Genomic DNA, 18,480 nt, shown 5'->3' on the forward strand with positions numbered 1-18,480 from the left:
CTGCGCTCACTTCGGCGCGCTGGCGTATCCGTGGGCGCCCGTGCTGCGCTTATGCAGGTCCGCCAATGTCGGGTAGAATGGCGCCCATGTTGATTCAGGCGCCGTTTCCCTTGCTCAGCCTCTTGCCCCTCCTCCTTCCCCGTCTCCGGTCGGCCTCGATGGCGGCCCGATCCGATCGTGGTGGATATTTCCCCGCCGTCCGGCAGTGGCGGTGGGCAAGGGTTGTGCCCGTCAGGGAGGAGGCTTGATGGCCGGACCTGTGCTGGTGTTCGACTCCGGCGTGGGCGGGCTTTCCGTGGTGGCGGCGCTCAGACGCCATCTGCCCGATACGGCGCTTGCCTACTGCTGCGACAACGCCATGCTGCCCTACGGTACGCGGCCGGACCCTTGGTTGGTCGAGCGGATCGTCGCGGTGTGCGAGGCGGCGGTGAATCGTACCGGTGCCGATACCCTGGTGGTGGCCTGCAATACCGCCAGCACCCTGGCACTGGAGGCCTTGCGTGAGCGCCTGGACGTGCCGGTGGTGGGCACGGTGCCGGCGATCAAGCCGGCCGCCCAGGCCAGTCGCAGTGGGCATCTGGCACTGCTGGCCACCAGCGCAACGGTCGCCCGGCCCTACACCCAGCGGCTGATCGACAGCTATGCGCCGCACTGCCAGGTCGAGAAGGTGGCCGCCGACGCGCTGGTGGCCGAGGCGGAGCGCGCCATCCAGGGGCACGCTATCGATCCTGCGGTGGTTCGCCAGGCGCTGGCAGCGCTTGTGGAGGATGCCCGTATCGATACGGTGGTGCTGGGCTGTACCCACTTTCCCTTGCTGCGTCGCTGGCTCGACGAGGCCATGCCGCGGGCCGTCACCTGGGTAGACTCCGGCGACGCCATTGCCCGACGGACGGCCCAGGTGGCGGTGGGCCCGGACGCCCGACAGGGCCTCGATGCGGCCTGGGTCACGAGTCTATTGCGGGATTCGTCAGGTGCGACGGACGCCTCGGAAAGGCTGACGCGAGGGCTTGAGTCCTTCGGCTTTGCGGCCCCTTGCCTGCTGGACGTGCCCAGCGCTTGACCCACCTCTTGTACACCGTCCGGCAGCGGCGCTGACCACGCCGCCATCGCCCACGTCATTTGTTTATTGTTCATCGTTTTTCCAGGAGTTTCCGTGGCCATACCCGTCGTTGAACCCGAACGCTATGCCGAACAGCTCGCCGCCAAGCGTGATCGCCTGGTCGAGCAGTTTGCGCGGTTTTCTCCGCCCGAGCTCGAGGTGTATCCGTCACCGCCGAGTCACTACCGGCAACGCTGCGAGTTTCGCGTCTGGCATGAGGGCGACGATCTCTACTATGTGATGTTCGAGGTCAATCCCGAGGACCCCGACGACAAGCGACTGGTACGCATGGACCAGTTCGCGGTGGCCAGCGAACGCATCAATGCCCTGATGCCGGCGCTGCTCGACGCCATCCGTGACAACCCGGTGATGCGGCGCAAGCTGTTTCAGGTGGAGTTTCTGACCACCCTGGCGGGTGAGACGTTGATCAGCCTGATCTACCACCGCCCGCTGGAAGAAGACTGGGAGCGGGATGCCCGGGAACTCGAGCGCGAGCTTGGGGTGATGATCATCGGCCGCTCACGCAAGCAGCGGCTGGTGCTGACCCGCGACCATGTGTGGGAACGTCTCGAAGTGGACGGACAGGTACTGCACTACCAGCAGGTGGAAAACAGCTTTACCCAGCCCAATGCGCGCATCTGCGCCTCCATGCTGTCCTGGGCACGGGAGGTGACCGCCGGCAGTCAGCAGCAGGACCTGGTCGAGCTCTACTGCGGCAACGGCAACTTCACCATCGCCCTGGCAGAGAATTTCCGCCGGGTTCTGGCTACCGAGATCTCGCGCACCTCGGTGGCCAGCGCCAGGGTCAATCTCGAGGCCAACGCGGTGACCAATGCCTTTGTCGCGCGGATGTCTGCCGAAGACTTCTCTTCTGCGCTCAAAGGGGAGAAAACAGGCCGGCGAGTGGACGAGATGTGCCTGGGTGACTATGACTTCTCCACAGTGCTGGTGGACCCACCGCGGGCCGGTCTGGACGCCGACAGCTGTGATCAGCTGAGTGAATACCCGCGTATCGTCTATATTTCATGCAATCCGGACACCCTGGCCGTCAATCTCGAACAGCTCACCCGGACGCACCGCATCGTTCGTTTCGCTCTGTTTGACCAGTTCCCCTTCACCCATCACTGTGAGTGCGGGGTCTTGCTGGAACGGCGCTCCTGAGGTGCCACCGAGCCTAACGCAAGCGTGCTGTCAAGGGGGGATGCGTAACCGTCATGCTCCATGAGAAGGCGGGCATCTGGATGGGGGTGGGGTGGGGATTGGCGTAAGCTTGCCGAATGCGCCAGGAGCGCCGGATGCGTAGCGCCGCGCAGCACGCTCGTCACTACCTTTACACAGGCCACAGTGAAGTGGCCGCCGCCAACCGAGGTGAGGATGTTACACGTCGCACAGGATGACAGTCGCGAGGATCTGCTCAAGCAACTCGAGGAAAAGCTGGAAGGACGCCTCGATCAGGAAAAGGCCGATCTGGTGGGTGACTTCGCTCGCCACTTCTACTCCACGGTGCCGCTGGAGGATCTGAGCGAGCGACGCCTGGATGATCTGTACGGCGCCACCCTGTCGGTGTGGCACTTCCTGCAGCAGTTCGATCCGGCCTCACCCAAGGTCAAGGTGATGAACCCTGACTTCGAGGAGCATGGCTGGCAGTCGACCCACACCTTTGTCGCGGTGCTGCACGAGGACATGCCGTTTCTGGTCGACTCGGTGCGCATCGAACTCAACCGTCGTGGCATGACCGTTCACGCCATCCACAACTCGGTACTGTCGGTCGCTCGTGACAAGCAGCACCGGGTCGAGCGTGTGACGTCTCCGGGTGACAAGGACGCTCCCGAGCATCGTGAGTCGTTGATCGCCATCGAGGTGGATCGTCACTCCGATCCCGAAGAACTGGCGGCCATCGAGCAGAGCATCCAGGAGGTGCTGAAGGAAGTGCGCACGGCGGTGGCGGACTTCGATCCGATGCGTACGCGTATCCGCGAGACCATCGACGAGCTCAACAGCTGCTGCCCCGGCCCGATCGACAAGGCCGACCACGACGAGGCGGTGGCCTTTCTCGAATGGATGCTGGAAGACAACTTCACCTTCCTCGGTTATGACGAGTTCACCGTCGACAAGGACAACGGTGGCCAGAGCCTCAATCAGGTCGACGGCAGCGAGCTTGGCCTGTTCCGTCTGTCCGATGCCCAGTATCGCCAGCGTATCCGCACCGACCAGGGGGTAGAGGGCGATCGCTACGTACTGGTGCCGCAGCTTCTGTCGTTCGCCAAGAGCGCCTTCCACGCCCGCGTCCACCGTCCCACCTATCCGGACTACGTGACCATCGATCGCTATGACGACAAGGGCAACGTCATCGGCGAGCGTCGCTTCCTGGGACTGTTCACCGCCGGCGTCTACAACGACTCGCCGCGTCATATTCCGATCCTGAGGCGCAAGCTCAAGACGGTGATGAATATCGCCGGCTTCAACCCCAAGGGCCACAACGGCAAGCAGCTGACCCAGATTCTCGAGGTCTATCCCCGCGACGACCTGTTCCAGATCGACACCGACGAACTGGCCCAGACGGCGCTGGGCATCCTCGATATCCGTGAACGCCGTCGGGTGCGGCTGTTCATCCGAGAGGATCGTTTCGGTCGCTTCTATTCGTGCCTGGTGTTCGTACCGCGTGACGTCTTCTCCACCGAGCTTCGTCTGCGTCTGCAGAACTTGCTGTGCGAGGAACTCGACGCCACCTTTGGCGACTTCAACACCTACCTGTCCGAGTCGGTGCTGGCGCGGATCCAGTTCATCCTGCGCTTCAACGGCGACACGCCGACCGACTACGACATCAAGGCGCTGGAAGAGAAGCTGGCGCGGCTCGCCCGCAACTGGCGTGACGATCTGCTCAATGCCGCCATCGAAGGCTTCGGCGAGGAACACGCCAACCAGCTGCTGGATCGCTTCCGCGACGCCTTCCAGGCCAGCTACCAGGAAGACTTCAGCGCCCGCACCGCGGTGTACGACCTGCAGCATATCGGCGAGCTGGACAACGGCAAGCCGCTGGCGCTGTCGCTGTACCGACTGATCGAGGAAGAGGGCAGCGGCGTCAACCTCAAGCTGTTCCACAAGCGCAAGCCGATTCCGCTGTCCGACGTGCTGCCGATGATGGAAAACCTGGGGCTCAGGGTCATCGGTGAACGGCCCTACGAGGTCGAGGCGGTGGACGAGAGCTACTGGATCCACGACTTCGATCTGGAGCATCACACCGACACCGAGGTCAACCTGCAGGAGATGCGCAAGCCGTTCATCGAGGCCTTCCAGCGCATCTGGGCCGGCGAGGCGGACAACGACCGCTTCAACCGTCTGATCATCGGTGCCAACCTCGACTGGCGTGAAGTGGCGATGCTGCGCTCCTACGCGCGTTATCTGAAGCAGATCCGCTTCGGCATCTCCCAGAACTTCATCGCCAATGCACTGGTGGCCCACCCACAGATCACCCGCGAGCTGGTGACCCTGTTCGAGCTGCGCTTCGATCCCGAGGATCGTCCCGCCGAGGGTGAAATCGAGGCCTGCGTCGAGCGCATCAATGGCTTGCTCGACGACGTCGCCAGCCTCAACGACGACCGGCTGCTGCGTCGTTACGTGGAGCTGATCCAGGCGACCCTGCGTACCAACTACTATCAGAAGACCGAAGACGGCGGCTTCAAGGACTACCTGTCGTTCAAGCTGGAACCGTCCAAGGTCACCGGCATGCCCAAGCCGCGCCCGATGTTCGAGATCTTCGTCTGCTCGCCGCGGGTCGAGGGTGTTCACCTGCGCGGTGGCAAGGTCGCCCGCGGCGGCCTGCGCTGGTCGGATCGCCACGAGGACTTCCGTACCGAGGTGCTCGGGCTGGTCAAGGCGCAGCAGGTCAAGAACTCGGTGATCGTACCGGTGGGGGCCAAGGGCGGCTTCGTGTGCAAGCGCATGCCGGAAGGTGCCGATCGCGAGACCACCCAGAAGGAAGGCATCGCCTGCTACCAGACCTTCATCCGCGCGCTGCTGGACGTGACCGACAATCTGGTCGGTGGCGAGGTCGTCGAGCCGAAGAACGTGGTACGCCACGACGAGGCGGACCCCTACCTGGTGGTGGCGGCCGACAAGGGCACCGCCACCTTCTCCGACATCGCCAACGAGATTTCCATCGAGTATGGCCACTGGCTGGGTGACGCCTTTGCTTCCGGCGGCGCCAACGGCTACGACCACAAGAAGATGGGCATCACCGCCAAGGGCGCCTGGGAGTCGGTCAAGCGCCACTTCCGTGGCCTCGGCATCAATACCCAGTCCGACGAGTTCAGCGTGGTCGGTATCGGTGACATGGCCGGTGACGTCTTCGGCAACGGCATGCTGCTGTCCGAGACCATTCGCCTGGTCGGTGCCTTCAACCATATGCACATCTTCGTCGATCCGACGCCGGATGCGGCCAGCACCTTCAAGGAGCGCAAGCGCCTGTTCGAGATGCCGCGCTCCAGCTGGGAAGACTATGACACCTCGTTGATCTCCGAAGGCGGCGGTGTCTTCTCCCGTGCGGCCAAGTCGATCAAGATCACGCCGCAGATGAAGGAGGTCTTCGGCATCAGCGAAGACAAGCTGCCGCCCAATGAGCTGATCCAGGCGATGCTGCGCTCGAAGGTCGACCTGATCTGGAACGGCGGCATCGGCACCTACGTCAAGGCCAGCACCGAGACCGACGCCGAGGTCGGCGACAAGGCCAACGACGTGCTGCGCATCGACGGCAAGGAACTGAACTGCCGAGTGGTAGGCGAGGGCGGCAACCTTGGCCTGACCCAGCGCGGGCGCATGGAGGCGGCGGCGCGTGGTGTGCGCGTCAACACCGACTTCATCGACAACGCTGGCGGGGTCAACTGCTCCGACCATGAGGTCAACATCAAGATCCTGATCGATGAGGTGGTGGCCAACGGTGACATGACCGACAAGCAGCGCAATCAGCTGCTGGCGGACATGACCGAGGAAGTCAGCGAGCTGGTGCTGACCGACAACTATCGTCAGACCCTGGCGCTGGATCTGTCCGAGCGGCTGTCCCACCAGGGGATCGGGCCCTACCGCCGCTTTATCAGCGAACTGGAAGCGGCCGGTCAGATCGATCGCGAACTCGAGTTCCTGCCCTCCGACGAGGAGCTCCAGGAGCGTTCCGCCAATGACCAGGGCATGGTGTTGCCGGAGCTGTCGGTGTTGATCTCCTACGCCAAGAGCACGCTCAAGGGCGACCTGATCGCCTCCGACGTGCCCGACGACGAGATCATAGCCCAGCACGCCACCCGGGCCTTCCCCCAGAGCCTGGTGGAGCGCTACCGCGACCAGGTCCTGAGCCACCGCCTGAAGCGCGAAATCGTGGCGACCCAGCTGGCCAACGATCTGGTCGACCACATGGGCATCGTGTTCACCCGCCGGCTGATCGACTCCACCGGCATGGGGCGTGCGGACATCGCGCGGGCCTACGTCATCGCCCGTGACAGCTTCCAGCTGCCCAAGCTGTGGGAGCAGATCGAAGCGCTCGACAACCAGATCTCGACCGATATCCAGTACGGCATGATGCTCGACCTGATGCGCATGATTCGCCGCGCTTCACGCTGGTTCCTGCGCCATCGTTCGGGCCAGGCTGCCGGTGACTGCATCGAGTACTACCAGCCGCGTATTGCCCAGCTGCAGGAGAATATCGGCAAGCGTCTGCGTGGCGAGGAACTCGAAGCCTGGCAGGCCCGCCGTGACGAACTCGTCGACGCCGGGGTGCCCGAGGCGCTGGCCTCCACCGTGGCCGCGGCTGATAGCCTGTACGCGGCGCTGGGCATCATCCAGACCGCCCGCCAGGTCAACGAGAAGCCGCAGAAGGTGGCCGAGGTCTGCTACGAGATCGGCGCCCGTCTGGAGCTGCCGTGGATGATCCAGCAGGTTACCGCCTTGCCGGTGAAGGATAGCTGGCAGGCCCAGGCGCGGGAGACCTTCCGCGACGACATCGAGCGTCAGCAGATGGCGTTGACCGCCAGCGTGATGAAGATGGAGAGCGGCGCCCGCGATACCGCCGGACGTGTCGATCAGTGGCTCAAGCACCACGAGTCCATGCACAAGCGCTGGTGCCGCCTGATCAACGAGGTCGACAGTGGCGCCCAGGGCGGCTTCCCGCTGTTTGCCGTGGCGGTGCGTGAGCTGGTGGATCTGGCCGAGAGCAACAGCGAGGTCTAGACCCCGGGTCAGTGAGTCGACCACGCGAGGACGCCCGACGGGCGTCCTCGTCGTAGCCGACACCGATCGAGTGAATCCGTGACGTTGGTTCACACAACGCAAGAAGGGCGCCCCCAAGGGCGCCCTTCTTGTGTCTGGCCTTTGCAGGCCTTGTCGGCAACTAACGGACCGAGGCTTAGCGGCAGCTGATGCTCCAGATCGCCTTGAAGCCTTCGCTGTCGTCGTTCAGCGCCGCCAGGTTGGTGTCTTCGTTGACGGTGCCGCCTTCGACCATGGCCTCGGCGCGCTCACGCTTTTCCGGGCTGGTGTTGGGGCCAAGCACCTGTTGCTCTTCGATGATGAATTCGTCGCGATCCTGGGCCTCGCACTGCTCCAGTGCGCGTTCCTTGGCCTCTTCCAGGGCTTCCTGGCGATCATCGCCGAGCCCGGTGACGATGTAGTCGGTGCTCTCTTTCTCCATCGAGGCGCTGTCGCTGGCGCAGCCGGCGAGGCCGAGGGCGGCAACGGCGCCGAGGGCAAGCATCATGGGGCGAGTCTTGATCATCATGCGGTCTCTCCTTTTCCGTCTCGGGGATCCCTGTTTCCTGCAGGGATGGGCGCTTGTCACCTGCGCCTTGCTGACCATGCTAACGAATCAGCACAGCAGCACAAGAGTAGCGTGCCGGCGACGGGGGGTGTCGCAGACAGGAGACGGCAGACAGGAGACGGCAGACAGCAGACAGGAGACGGCAGACAGGAGACGGCAGACAGGAGACGGCAGACAGGAGACGGCAGACAAGAGTCGGTAGATAAGCGACGCAGGTGGCAGGCCTTCGGACGGCCATCAGTGCCCGTGGGGCAGTGATGACCGATCGTGATGGCCGAGCGAGTTGGCCGATCGATGACGCCGTTCAGCGGAGCGCTACAGCAGGAAGATCGTCGCCAGGCCAAGGAATGACATGAAGCCGATGACGTCGGTGACGGTGGTCAGAATGACCGAGCCGGACAGCGCTGGATCGATGTTCATGCGCTTGAGCACGAGGGGAATCACGATGCCGCAGACCCCGGCGGCCAGCATGTTGATGACCAGGGCGGCGGCGATGATCGCGCCGATCGCCACGCTCTTGAACCAGAGCACCGCCAGCACCGCCACCACCAGCGCCCAGACGATACCGTTGAGCAGGGCGATGCCGACCTCCTTGCGCAGCAGCCAGTTGCTGTTGGTCTTGCTGATCTGGCCGAGGGCAAGACCGCGAATCGCCAGGGTCAGGGTCTGGCTGCCGGCGATGCCGCCCATGCTGGCGACGATCGGCATCAGTACCGCCAGCGCCACCACCTTCTCCAGGGCATCCTCGAACTGACCGATGACCCAGGCGGCGAGAAAGGCAGTCAGCAGGTTGATGCCGAGCCACACGGCACGACGCTTGGCGCTGGGCAGTACCGGCGCGAACAGGTCTTCCTCCTCGTCGAGGCCGGCCATGTTCATCAGCGCCTGTTCGGAGTTCTCCTGGATGACGTCGACGATATCGTCGATGACGATACGGCCGATCAACATGCCGTCGTTGTCCACCACCGGGGCCGACGTCAGGTCGTGGGTCTGGAACAGCGTGGCCACGTCACGGGACTTCATGTCGCCCTGGATGACGTCGACGTCGGCGTCCATCAGTTCCACCACCGAGGTTTCCTGGTCGTGGGAAACCAGCCGGGCCAGCGGCAACACGCCGACGAAGTGGCCGATGCGGTCGACTACCATCAGGTTGTCGGTATTGTCCGGGATCGATTCCTTCCAGCGCAGAAAGCGCTGCACCGTCTCCAGCGTAACGTCGGAACGCACCCCGATGGCGTCGGTGCGCATCAGGCGCCCGGCGCTGTCTTCCTCGAAGGACAGGGTCTCCTGCAGACGAGTGCGCTGCATCTCGTCCATGGTGCGCAGCATGTCCTCGGCCACCTGCTTGGGCAGGTCCTCGAACAGTTCGGCCAGGTCGGCGGTATCCAGGCTTGCCGTGGCGGCGACGATCTCCTCGGGGTCCATGTCCTCGAGCAGGGTACTGCGCACCTCGTCGTGGACGTGCAGCAGTACCTCGCCGTCGTCCTCTGCCGGTACCTGTTCCCACAGCCTGATGCGTTCGCTCAGTGGCAGCGATTCGAGCAGCAGGGCGACCTCGGCGGGTTCGAGATCCTCAAGGGCCTCGGAGACCTCCTGGGGGTTCTCATCTTCCAGGGCCAGGTGGATGCGCGACAGCTGGCTTTCAAACGTCTCGGTCACTTCTGTCATGGGCCCTCCCGGCATATGTCCATATGTCGCTGACTGACAAGACAACGATCGTGTCCTACGTTGATGGAGTTAGTAGAACACAACTATTTACAAAGAAAAGGAGTGGCGAATGGCTGGATCGAGCGAGGGCTACCACGAACCGGTGGAAGAGTTGACGGCGCAGACCCGGGATTATCATCGCGCCATCGTGTCGTTGATGGAGGAACTGGAGGCAGTCGACTGGTACAACCAGCGAGTTGACGCCTGTCAGGACGAAGATCTACGCAAGATCCTCGAACATAACCGTGATGAGGAAAAGGAGCACGCGGCCATGACCCTGGAGTGGCTGCGCCGCAAGGATCCCGCCATGGACAAGTATCTACGCGAGTTTCTGTTTACCGAAGGGGACATTGGACACTGACGACCTGGGATGAAAGCCCGTTTGGGCAAAACGGCTGAGGTCTGATTCAGGAAGTCGTCGTGGCGTCGCGGCTGCGCTATACTCGCGCCCGGCCGCGCGCCCTCGTCCTTTTTCGCCTCGGAGACGCCATGTACGATCTCGCCCGCTCCCTGTTGTTTCGCCTGGATCCCGAACGGGCCCACGGCCTGTCCTTGACGTCGCTGGACTGGGCGGCGCGCGTGAAGGCGACGCGGTTGCTGGCAGGTGCCCGCGTGGACGATCCGGTCAAGGTGATGGGCTTGAGCTTCCCCAACCGTATCGGCCTGGCGGCGGGGCTCGACAAGAACGCCGACCACCTCGACGCTCTGGGGGCGCTGGGCTTCGGCTTCGTCGAGGTCGGCACCGTGACGCCCAGGGCCCAGTCCGGCAACCCCAAGCCCCGGCTGTTCCGCCTGCCCGAGCGTGGGGCCATCATCAATCGCATGGGGTTCAACAACCTCGGCGTGGATCACCTGGTGGAGCAAGTAAAGGCCAGCCGCTACCGCGGGGTGATCGGCATCAATATCGGCAAGAACCTGACCACCTCGGTGGAGGACGCCGGTGACGACTACCTTTACTGCCTGGAGCGGGTTCACGCCCACGCCGACTACGTGGCGGTCAATATCTCGTCACCGAATACCCCGGGGCTACGCAACCTGCAGTTCGGCGACCACCTCGATGAGTTGCTCGGACGCCTGCGCTCGACAGGCACTCGCCTCGATGAACAGAGTGGGCGTCGTGTGCCGCTGGCGGTAAAGATCGCCCCGGACATGGACGAGGAAGAGGTCGTCCTGGTGGCGCGGGCGCTGGCGGACAATGGCATCGACGCGGTGATCGCCACCAACACCACGGTATCCCGTGAAGCGGTGCAAGGGCTTGCGCACGCCGATGAGCAGGGCGGACTGTCGGGTTGCCCGGTGTTCGACGCCTCCAACCTTGTGATCGAGCGGCTGCGCCAGGCGTTGCCCGACATGCCGATCATCGGCGTCGGCGGCGTCGACAGTGGCCAGGCGGCGGTGGCCAAGCGTCAGGCAGGCGCGGATCTGGTGCAGGTGTATTCGGGCTTTATCTACCGCGGACCGGGGCTGGTCCGGGAGTGCGCCAGGGCGCTGGCGTCGGCGCGCTGAAGGGCGGGCAGCAAAAAGCCCATGGCGTCATGTGCCATGGGCTTGGCGGGTCTTTCCTTTACCTCGACAGTACTGCGTTATCAGAGCACCATGGGGTTCTTGTGAATGCCGGACACTCCCGTCATGCCCGACCACTGGTCCCCACGACCTTCACGCCAACCGCTCATCCAGTATTCCCGTAGATTGATGTCCTGGCTGGGGCAGTCATCGCGGGATCTACCCGAGAGACCGGCCTTGTAGCCATGTACATAGGCACGCTGGAAGCGATCACGTTTCTGTCGTTTCATGGGTCTACCTCGTGACAAAGGTACCAATCTGACCTGCCCCTGCGGGAAGTTCGGGGGATGCAAGCGGCAGGCCCGTGATGCCCAAGCCCTGCGATGTGCAGGCTCTCCCGAGTCGCACGAAATGAAGGCTTGTTGACAGGGACACATGTGTCGTATCTCGTAGCTACCATTCCATTGATAGCGTAAGCCGCTCGGCATTGTCGACTGTTGTTTTGTAACAACCTGTTCACCTTGTCGTCATGAAATGGTTAACCGAATAATGGCTTTCGCAGTCATCATTAATGTAGGAGAAGCAAGTGCCTGAGAAGCTTGACCTTCTGGCAACCTGTCCGCGGGGCATCGAACAACTGTTAGCCGACGAGCTAGTCACATTCGGCTTGACACCGGGCAAGACCACCGTGGCAGGCGTGAACGCCGAGGGCGATCTCGAGGGTGCCTACCGGGCCTGCCTGTGGTCGCGCCTGGCCAACCGGGTCATCCTGTGTCTGTCGCGAACGGAAGGCGTCGAAACGCCGGATGCCCTGCACGATGCCGCCGCCGCCGTCGACTGGCAGCGCCATCTGCCTGCCGGTGCCAGCATTACGGTGGACTTTCATGGTCGCAGTGACGAGATTCGACACACCCGCTTCGGCGCCCAGACGGTCAAGGATGGCGTGGTCGACCGTCTTGGTGCGGCTGGCCAGGCGCGTCCCGATGTCGACGTCCGTAATCCCGACGTTCGCCTCTATGCCCACCTGCACCGTGGCCGCTTGACGCTGGGCATCGACCTGTCCGGCGACAGCCTGCACCGGCGCGGCTATCGTCGCGATACCGGCCACGCCCCGCTCAAGGAAAATCTGGCGGCGGCGCTGCTGGTGCGCGCCGGCTGGCCGGAGTTGGCCAAGCAGGGCGCGCCGCTGGTCGACCCCATGTGTGGCTCGGGCACGCTGTTGATCGAGGCCGCGCTGATGGCCGCCGACATGGCGCCCAACCTGAACCGGGAGCGCTTCGGCTTTGCCCGCTGGGCTGGCCACGACCCGGCGCTGTGGCGCGAGGTCCTGCGCGAGGCCGAGGCCCGGGCGAGCATCGGACGAAAACGCGCGCGCTCGGTGATCTTTGGCTTCGACCAGAGCCCGCCGGCGCTGTCGGCGGCCAAGACCAACGCCATGCGCGCCGGCATCCCGGCGCTGATCCACCTCGATGGCGCCAGCGTGCATCGCCTGGCGCGGCCGCGGGTGCTCGACCCCGAGCTTGCGGGGCTGGTGATCAGCAACCCGCCTTACGGTGAGCGTATCGGCGAGTTGCCGGAACTGGTGCGGCTCTATTCGGACCTGGGCGAGCGGCTCAAGGCCGACTTCGGTGGCTGGCGCCTGGCGCTGTTCACCGGCAATCCGGACCTTGGCCACCGTCTCGGCATGCGCGCCCACAAGCAGTACGCGCTGAGAAACGGCCCGCTCGAGGCCAAGCTGTTGCTGATCGATATCGCACGCCGCGATGGCCAGAGCCAGAACCAGAACCTGGGCCAGGATCAGAACCGGGATCGGAGCCAGGGTCGCCGCCATGACGCTGAGGCGACGTCGGCGGTCGATGGCCTGGCTAGCCCGGCCACCGGGGCAGGTGAAGGGTCGGCATCCTCCGATAGCCAGGCAACATCCACGGCACCTCGTAGCGAGGGCGCCCAGATGTTTGCCAACCGTCTGGAAAAGAACCAGAAGAAGCTGCGCAAGTGGCTCAAGCGCAGCGGCGAGAGCTGCTATCGGCTGTACGACGCCGACATGCCCGAGTATGCCCTGGCCATCGATGTCTACGGCGATCACGTCCACGTCCAGGAGTACGCCGCGCCCAAGTCCATCGACCCGTCCCAGGCCCAGCGGCGTCTGTTCGATGCCCTCGGGGTGATTCCCGAGGTGCTGGAAGTGGACCCCGGCAAGGTGGTGATCAAGCGGCGCAAGCGTCAGCAGGGCAAGTCCCAGTACGAGAAGCAGGGGCGAAGCGGCCAGCGCTTCCAGGTCACCGAAGGTCGCGCGACGCTGTGGGTCAACCTGCGTGACTATCTGGACACAGGGCTGTTTCTCGATCATCGCCCGGTGCGCCGTATGCTCGGCGAGATGGCTGCCGGCAAGCGTTTTCTCAACCTGTTCTGCTACACCGCCACGGCCACGGTGCAGGCGGCGCTCGGCAGCGAGGCCGAGGGCGGCGCCAGCGACAGCGTCAGCGTCGACATGTCCAACACCTATCTGGAGTGGGCGCGGGACAACTTCGAGCTCAACCGGCTCGACCCGTCGCGCCACCGAGTGGTGCGCGACGACTGTCTGCGCTGGCTGGAGACCGCAGGCGGCGAGTTCGACCTGATCTTCATGGACCCGCCGACCTTCTCCAACTCCAAGAAGATGGAAGACACCCTGGATGTCCAGCGGGACCACCCGCGCCTGGTGCGCCTGGCCATGGCTCGGCTGGCGCCGGGCGGTACCCTGGTGTTCTCCAACAACCAGCGGCGCTTTCAGATGGATGACGAGCTTGCCGTCGACTTCGAGGTCAAGGACATCTCGCGTCAGACCTTCGATCCTGACTTCAGCCGCCGGCCGGACCTGCACCACTGCTTCCTCATCCGCCATCGGCAGACGTCGTGATAGTGCTGACGCTCTACACCACCCTGGGCTGCCATCTGTGCGAGCAGATGGAAGCCCTGGTGCGTGCCCTTGCCCGGGTGGAGTTCACCATCGAGCGTATCGAGATCAGCGAAGACGACGCTCTGATGCGCCGGTACGGCGAGAGGATCCCGGTGCTGATCGACGCTGGTCGCCCCGATGACGTCCTGGAGGGACGGGTGGAGCCGGATGCCGTCGTGCGCTGGCTGGCGACACGCGGGTGGTTGAGCGAGCAAGCGGTCGCTGTGCAAGCCGAAGCGGACTCGGCGAGCCAGGGGAGGGAGGCTCCCGCAGTAACAGCGACCCGGGTGAAAGGACGCCGCGTCTTCGGCAAGCTCTGAGCGGGTGCCTGGATGGCTGTAGGATGACTGTAACAAGGGCTATGTCGATAGCGCCCGTGGTGGAGGCCTCGTCGCCATGGCGGCTGCCGCTTTAGCGGCGGGTCGCCAGGGCAGCCGCCAGCTCTCGCTGGTAGGCCTCGAGATGTGAGGTCGGCTCCTCGTCAAGACGCCCCAGTGCCACCGCCAGTTCGAAGAATCCAGGGCCCGGCAGTTGCGGTGCCTGGCGGCTGACCACCAGGGCGGCGATCAGCGGTCGTTCGGCCGCGACGTCCTCGCGCATGGTGATTTCCAGGGCTTCGGCCACCCGGCGGATGGTGCGTGGCGGGGTGAGCCCTAGGGCCTCGGCGGCCTGCTGGTAGGTGATCGGCAGGGCGCTGTCGGGCAGGCTCTCCAGCAGGGCACGCAGTCGGGGGGCCAGGCTGACAGGGGAGGTGTCCGCCATGCTCAGTGCTCGTCCAGCAGTGACAGTTGCCCCATGGCTTCACGGCCTTCCGGGCTATGGTCGTCGGCTTCCAGGACCTTGGTGAAACCTCGCGATCCGAGGATGGTCTTCTCGTCTTCCAGCCACATCATTGCCTGACCGTAGTCATCGGCCAGCTGATGCTTGAGCCCGCCGAACTGGGTACCGATCTGGCCCCAGGCACGGCTGAAGATCCAGTCGCCGAACATGTCCTGGTGCACGTGCACGAGGACATAGTCATGGTCGGTTTCCCAGCGGACGATCACGGCGACTCCCGTCATATCACTTGGTGGCTACGGAGGGCGGGCGCCGGCTCCGTGTCTGGAAACGCTGATAAAGCCTTTGCAGTGTTTCCATTATGGTTATGATGGGCATTGTAAGCCCTTGAGGCTAATCCACAAATAGCCCGGTTGCATGACCGGGAGCCCGATACCTGCGACCCGGGGAGCCCCATGAAGATTCTTGTCGATGCCAACGTGCCCGCCGCCGATGCCTGCTTTGCGCCGCTTGGCCAGGTCAGCCGTCGGCCGGGGCGCGAGATCGACGCCGACAGCCTGGCCGATGTGGATGCCCTGGTGATTCGCTCGATCACGCGTCTCGACGCCGATTTGATCGAGGCCGCCAAGGCCAAGGGCTCGCCGCTGTCCTTTGTCGGCAGTTGCACCATTGGCACCGACCACGTCGACCAGGCCGCCCTGGCACGCCATGCCATCACCTTCGCCAGCGCCCCTGGCTGCAATGCCGAGCCGGTGGTGGACTATGTGCTGTCGGCGTTGATGCTGGCCTGCGAGCGTCGTGGCCAGTCGCTGCTCGAGCGTCGCGTGGGTATCGTCGGCGTCGGCAATGTAGGCGGCCGGCTGGCGGCCCGTCTGGCTGCCATGGGCATCGAGCACCGGCTGTGCGACCCGCCAAGGGCAGAGAGAGAAACCGGCAGCAGAGCCGGTCGCGAGAACGGCCAGGACTTTGTCGAGCTGGACGCCCTGATCGACAGCTGCGACGTGCTGTGCCTGCATACCCCGCTGGTGCGCGAGGGACGCCACGCTACTCGCCACCTGCTCGACGCCCGGCGCATCGAGGCGCTGGCGCCCGGTACGCTGCTGCTCAATGGCGGACGTGGCGACTGCGTCGACGGTCAGGCGCTGAGCCGACGCCTGGCTCGTGGTGATGACCTCACCGCACTGCTCGACGTGTGGGAGGAAGAGCCCTCCATTGACCAGGTGCTGGCGCACCAGGTCGCCCTGGCCACGCCCCATATCGCGGGGCATAGCCTGGATGGCAAGCTGCGCGGTACCTATCAGATCCATCAGGCGCTGGTGGCTCATCTGGGGCTGGGAGAAAGGGTTTCCCTCGCTGCGCTGCTGCCCGCTCCCGCGCTGTCACGCCTGGTGCTCGATGGCGGCTTGTCGCCGGAGGAGGCGCTGGCGCTGTGCATGCGGGCAGTGTATGACCCGCGGCGCGATCATGATCGACTGCTGCGTGCCATGGCCGTCGATGACCCGGGCAAGGGCTTTGATCAGTGTCGGGCGAGCTATCCGCTGCGTCGTGAGTTTTCGACCCTGACGCTGGAGCTTGTCGGCCAGGCGCAGGAGCTGGCGCCCCTGCTGTCCGGGGCCGGCTTTCAAGTGGACTGCCGCTGACACAGACGGCACCGCCGCCCAAGTGGTCTTTCCCGACCAGCTGCATGGACACCCCAAGAGCCCGGCGCCATGCGCCGGGCTCTTGTCTGTTGAGGCGGCCATCCTCTACCGCGACTGCCATCGTGTGTTGCGGCCAAGTCTTGGCGTTGCCTGGGTGTCAGCAGGCTACAGCCCCATGGCCGAGGAGGTGGAACGGCGCGGATCGGCACCGCCGTAGAAGACGCCGTCCTCGATCAGGATCGACTGGGCGGCACCCATGGCCTCCTGCTGGCTGACGGTGTGGCCCATGCTCTCCAGCAGGTCCAGGGTGTCGGGGCTGACGCCCTGTTCGATACGGATTTCGTCGGGCAGCCACTGGTGGTGGATGCGCGGCATGCTGACCGCCGCCTGGATGTTCATGTCGTGGTCGATCACGTTCATCAGCACCTGCAGGGTGGTGGTGATGATGCGCGAGCCACCGGGGCTGCCGGTGATAAGGTAGTTCTTGCCGTCGCGCTTGACGATGGTCGGCGTCATCGACGACAGCATGCGCTTCTCCGGCTCGATCTTGTTGGCTTCGCCGCCGATCAGGCCGTAGGCGTTGGGTACCCCCGGCTTGGCCGAGAAGTCGTCCATCTCGTTGTTGAGCAGGAAGCCGGCGCCGTCGACCACGATGCCCGAACCATAGCTGAAGTTGATGGTGTAGGTGTTGGACACCGCCAGGCCGTTGCCGTCGGCGATCGAGAAGTGAGTGGTTTCGTTGGACTCGTAGGGCAGTGGGTTGCCTGGCGCGATATCGGCACTTGGGGTGGCCTGGTCGGCGGCGATATCGCTGCGTAGCTCGGCGGCGTACTCCTCGGAGGTCAGCCCGGCCAGGGGCACCTCGACGAAGTCGGTGTCACCCAGGTACTGGGAGCGATCGGCGTAGGCCCGCTTCATCGCCTCGGCCATCAGGTGGATGGTGCGGGCCGAGTTGAAGCCCAGCTCGCCGATATCGTCGTCCTCGAGGATGTTGAGGATCTGCACGATATGGGCGCCACCGGAGGACGGCGGGCTCATCGCGTAGACGTCGTGGCCACGGTAGCTGCCATGCACCGGCTCGCGCACGGTGGCCTCGTAGCTGGCCAGATCCTCACGTGTCATCAGGCCGTCGTGACGCTCCATCTCGGCGGCGATCAGCTCGGCGGTCTCACCCTCGTAGAACTCCCGGGGGCCCTGTTCGGCGATGCGCTTCAAGGTGGCGGCCAGGTCCGGCTGGCGGTAGATGTCGCCCACCTGGTAGCGCGAGCCATCCTCCTTGAAGAACTTGGCGCGGCTGGCCTCCCAGGGCTCGAAGCGTTCGCTGGCGCTGTCGATGCCGTCGACGAAGCGCTGGGGCACGGCGAAGCCCTCTTCGGCAAGCTTGATGGCCGGGGCCAGGGTCTCGGCCAGGCTCATGGTGCCGTAGCGCTCCAGCGCCAGTGCCAGCCCTGCCACGGTGCCTGGTACGCCGGCGGCGTTGTGGGTGTAGCGGGACAGTTCGGCCACAGCGTCGCCGTTGTCGTCCTGGAACATGGTCTCGTAGGCTGCCTTGGGCGCCTTTTCGCGATAGTCGATGGCGATGACTTCATCGCTGTTCTCGTCGGAGATCAGCATGAAACCGCCACCGCCGATATTGCCCGAACGCGGCTGGGTGACCGCCAGCGCAAAGCCTGCGGTCACGGCAGCGTCCACGGCATTGCCGCCGTTGGCCAGCACCTCGCGGGCCACCTCGGAGGCCAGGAAGTGGCTGGTGGCGACCATGCCGCGGGTGCTGACCTCAGGATGGAAGCGTTCGCCTTCCAGGATCGCCTGACTGTCGGCCAGCGCCGAGGTCGAGACGAGACCCAGAGCGAGCCCTAGCGCCGACCCTGCGATTGCCCCGCGCAGGGAGTAGGAGACTGACATGGCATACCCTCGTGTTTTCAATAGATCGTTGCAGGCCGCTGGCCGTGCGGCCAGAACGCCTCGTTGTACGCTGCTTAACTATTGTCGTGACGAGGCGTACGCGCAAATG

At 64.5% G+C, this 18,480-nt stretch carries 14 protein-coding genes; 8 read left to right on the plus strand and 6 right to left on the minus strand.

All coding sequences use genetic code 11. The annotated features are described in order from the left end of the window. Positions 1–247 precede the first annotated feature (247 nt). The 3 genes from murI (at position 248) to NKF27_RS05975 (ending at position 7,315) form a co-directional block, all read left to right on the plus strand. Positions 248–1,060, plus strand: a complete 813-nt coding sequence (gene murI, locus NKF27_RS05965) for a glutamate racemase (protein ID WP_253555699.1) — start codon at positions 248–250, stop codon at positions 1,058–1,060. Between the two features lie 93 nt (positions 1,061–1,153). Beyond that, positions 1,154–2,260 (plus strand): tRNA (uridine(54)-C5)-methyltransferase TrmA, encoded by a 1,107-nt coding sequence (trmA, locus tag NKF27_RS05970; RefSeq protein WP_253555700.1) that lies wholly within the window; start codon positions 1,154–1,156, stop codon positions 2,258–2,260. A 213-nt stretch (positions 2,261–2,473) separates the two neighbouring features. Continuing rightward, a complete protein-coding gene (locus NKF27_RS05975; RefSeq protein ID WP_253555701.1) occupies positions 2,474–7,315 on the plus strand; it encodes an NAD-glutamate dehydrogenase in 4,842 nt (1,613 codons plus the stop codon). A gap of 175 nt (positions 7,316–7,490) precedes the next feature. On the opposite strand, the gene NKF27_RS05980 is transcribed toward NKF27_RS05975, so the two are convergent. After that, a complete protein-coding gene (locus NKF27_RS05980; protein ID WP_045994896.1) occupies positions 7,491–7,862 on the minus strand; it encodes a hypothetical protein in 372 nt (123 codons plus the stop codon). 354 nt (positions 7,863–8,216) lie between these two features. After that, positions 8,217–9,569, minus strand: a complete 1,353-nt coding sequence (gene mgtE, locus NKF27_RS05985) for a magnesium transporter (protein WP_253555702.1) — start codon at positions 9,567–9,569, stop codon at positions 8,217–8,219. Between the two features lie 109 nt (positions 9,570–9,678). On the opposite strand from mgtE, the gene NKF27_RS05990 reads away from it, so the two are divergent. Next, the gene (locus NKF27_RS05990; RefSeq protein WP_045994894.1) at positions 9,679–9,969 is read left to right on the plus strand and encodes an encapsulin-associated ferritin-like protein; all 291 of its coding nucleotides are present in this window, start codon (positions 9,679–9,681) and stop codon (positions 9,967–9,969) included. A gap of 128 nt (positions 9,970–10,097) precedes the next feature. Beyond that, positions 10,098–11,114, plus strand: coding sequence for a quinone-dependent dihydroorotate dehydrogenase (locus NKF27_RS05995; protein ID WP_108449714.1), 1,017 nt, complete (start codon positions 10,098–10,100; stop codon positions 11,112–11,114). An 80-nt stretch (positions 11,115–11,194) separates the two neighbouring features. On the opposite strand, the gene rmf is transcribed toward NKF27_RS05995, so the two are convergent. Beyond that, complete coding sequence (gene rmf, locus NKF27_RS06000; protein ID WP_045994893.1) at positions 11,195–11,401, minus strand: ribosome modulation factor; 207 nt, start codon at positions 11,399–11,401, stop codon at positions 11,195–11,197. A gap of 296 nt (positions 11,402–11,697) precedes the next feature. Between rmf and rlmKL the strand changes: the two genes are divergently transcribed. Then, a complete protein-coding gene (gene rlmKL / locus NKF27_RS06005) occupies positions 11,698–14,010 on the plus strand; it encodes a bifunctional 23S rRNA (guanine(2069)-N(7))-methyltransferase RlmK/23S rRNA (guanine(2445)-N(2))-methyltransferase RlmL (protein ID WP_253555703.1) in 2,313 nt (770 codons plus the stop codon). Continuing rightward, complete coding sequence (locus tag NKF27_RS06010; protein ID WP_253555704.1) at positions 14,007–14,369, plus strand: glutaredoxin family protein; 363 nt, start codon at positions 14,007–14,009, stop codon at positions 14,367–14,369. The genes rlmKL and NKF27_RS06010 overlap by 4 nt, the downstream gene beginning before the upstream one ends. Positions 14,370–14,460: 91 nt before the next feature. Here NKF27_RS06010 and NKF27_RS06015 read toward each other — a convergent pair whose 3' ends face one another. Continuing rightward, positions 14,461–14,811, minus strand: a complete 351-nt coding sequence (locus tag NKF27_RS06015) for a hypothetical protein (protein WP_253555705.1) — start codon at positions 14,809–14,811, stop codon at positions 14,461–14,463. Between the two features lie 2 nt (positions 14,812–14,813). Next, entirely contained in the window at positions 14,814–15,095 is a 282-nt protein-coding gene (locus NKF27_RS06020; protein WP_045994908.1) for a hypothetical protein, read from the minus strand. 186 nt (positions 15,096–15,281) lie between these two features. On the opposite strand from NKF27_RS06020, the gene pdxB reads away from it, so the two are divergent. Continuing rightward, on the plus strand, positions 15,282–16,466 hold the full coding sequence (gene pdxB / locus NKF27_RS06025) for a 4-phosphoerythronate dehydrogenase PdxB (protein ID WP_253555706.1): 1,185 nt from the start codon (positions 15,282–15,284) through the stop codon (positions 16,464–16,466). 165 nt (positions 16,467–16,631) lie between these two features. On the opposite strand, the gene ggt is transcribed toward pdxB, so the two are convergent. Further along, on the minus strand, positions 16,632–18,371 hold the full coding sequence (gene ggt, locus NKF27_RS06030; RefSeq protein ID WP_253555707.1) for a gamma-glutamyltransferase: 1,740 nt from the start codon (positions 18,369–18,371) through the stop codon (positions 16,632–16,634). Positions 18,372–18,480 lie beyond the last annotated feature (109 nt).

This window comes from Halomonas sp. DN3, from assembly GCF_024137905.1.
In the GTDB taxonomy this organism is placed as follows: Bacteria; Pseudomonadota; Gammaproteobacteria; order Pseudomonadales; family Halomonadaceae; genus Halomonas; species Halomonas litopenaei.

Bases quoted from the DNA above. Each gene is read 5' to 3' on its own strand.
- murI (WP_253555699.1), top strand. From the start codon at position 248: ATGGCCGGACCTGTGCTGGTGTTCGACTCCGGCGTGGGCGGGCTTTCC.
- NKF27_RS05975 (WP_253555701.1), top strand. From the start codon at position 2,474: ATGTTACACGTCGCACAGGATGACAGTCGCGAGGATCTGCTCAAGCAA.
- NKF27_RS05980 (WP_045994896.1), bottom strand. From the start codon at position 7,862: ATGATGATCAAGACTCGCCCCATGATGCTTGCCCTCGGCGCCGTTGCC.
- mgtE (WP_253555702.1), bottom strand. From the start codon at position 9,569: ATGACAGAAGTGACCGAGACGTTTGAAAGCCAGCTGTCGCGCATCCAC.
- NKF27_RS05990 (WP_045994894.1), top strand. From the start codon at position 9,679: ATGGCTGGATCGAGCGAGGGCTACCACGAACCGGTGGAAGAGTTGACG.
- NKF27_RS05995 (WP_108449714.1), top strand. From the start codon at position 10,098: ATGTACGATCTCGCCCGCTCCCTGTTGTTTCGCCTGGATCCCGAACGG.
- rmf (WP_045994893.1), bottom strand. From the start codon at position 11,401: ATGAAACGACAGAAACGTGATCGCTTCCAGCGTGCCTATGTACATGGC.
- NKF27_RS06015 (WP_253555705.1), bottom strand. From the start codon at position 14,811: ATGGCGGACACCTCCCCTGTCAGCCTGGCCCCCCGACTGCGTGCCCTG.
- pdxB (WP_253555706.1), top strand. From the start codon at position 15,282: ATGAAGATTCTTGTCGATGCCAACGTGCCCGCCGCCGATGCCTGCTTT.
- ggt (WP_253555707.1), bottom strand. From the start codon at position 18,371: ATGTCAGTCTCCTACTCCCTGCGCGGGGCAATCGCAGGGTCGGCGCTA.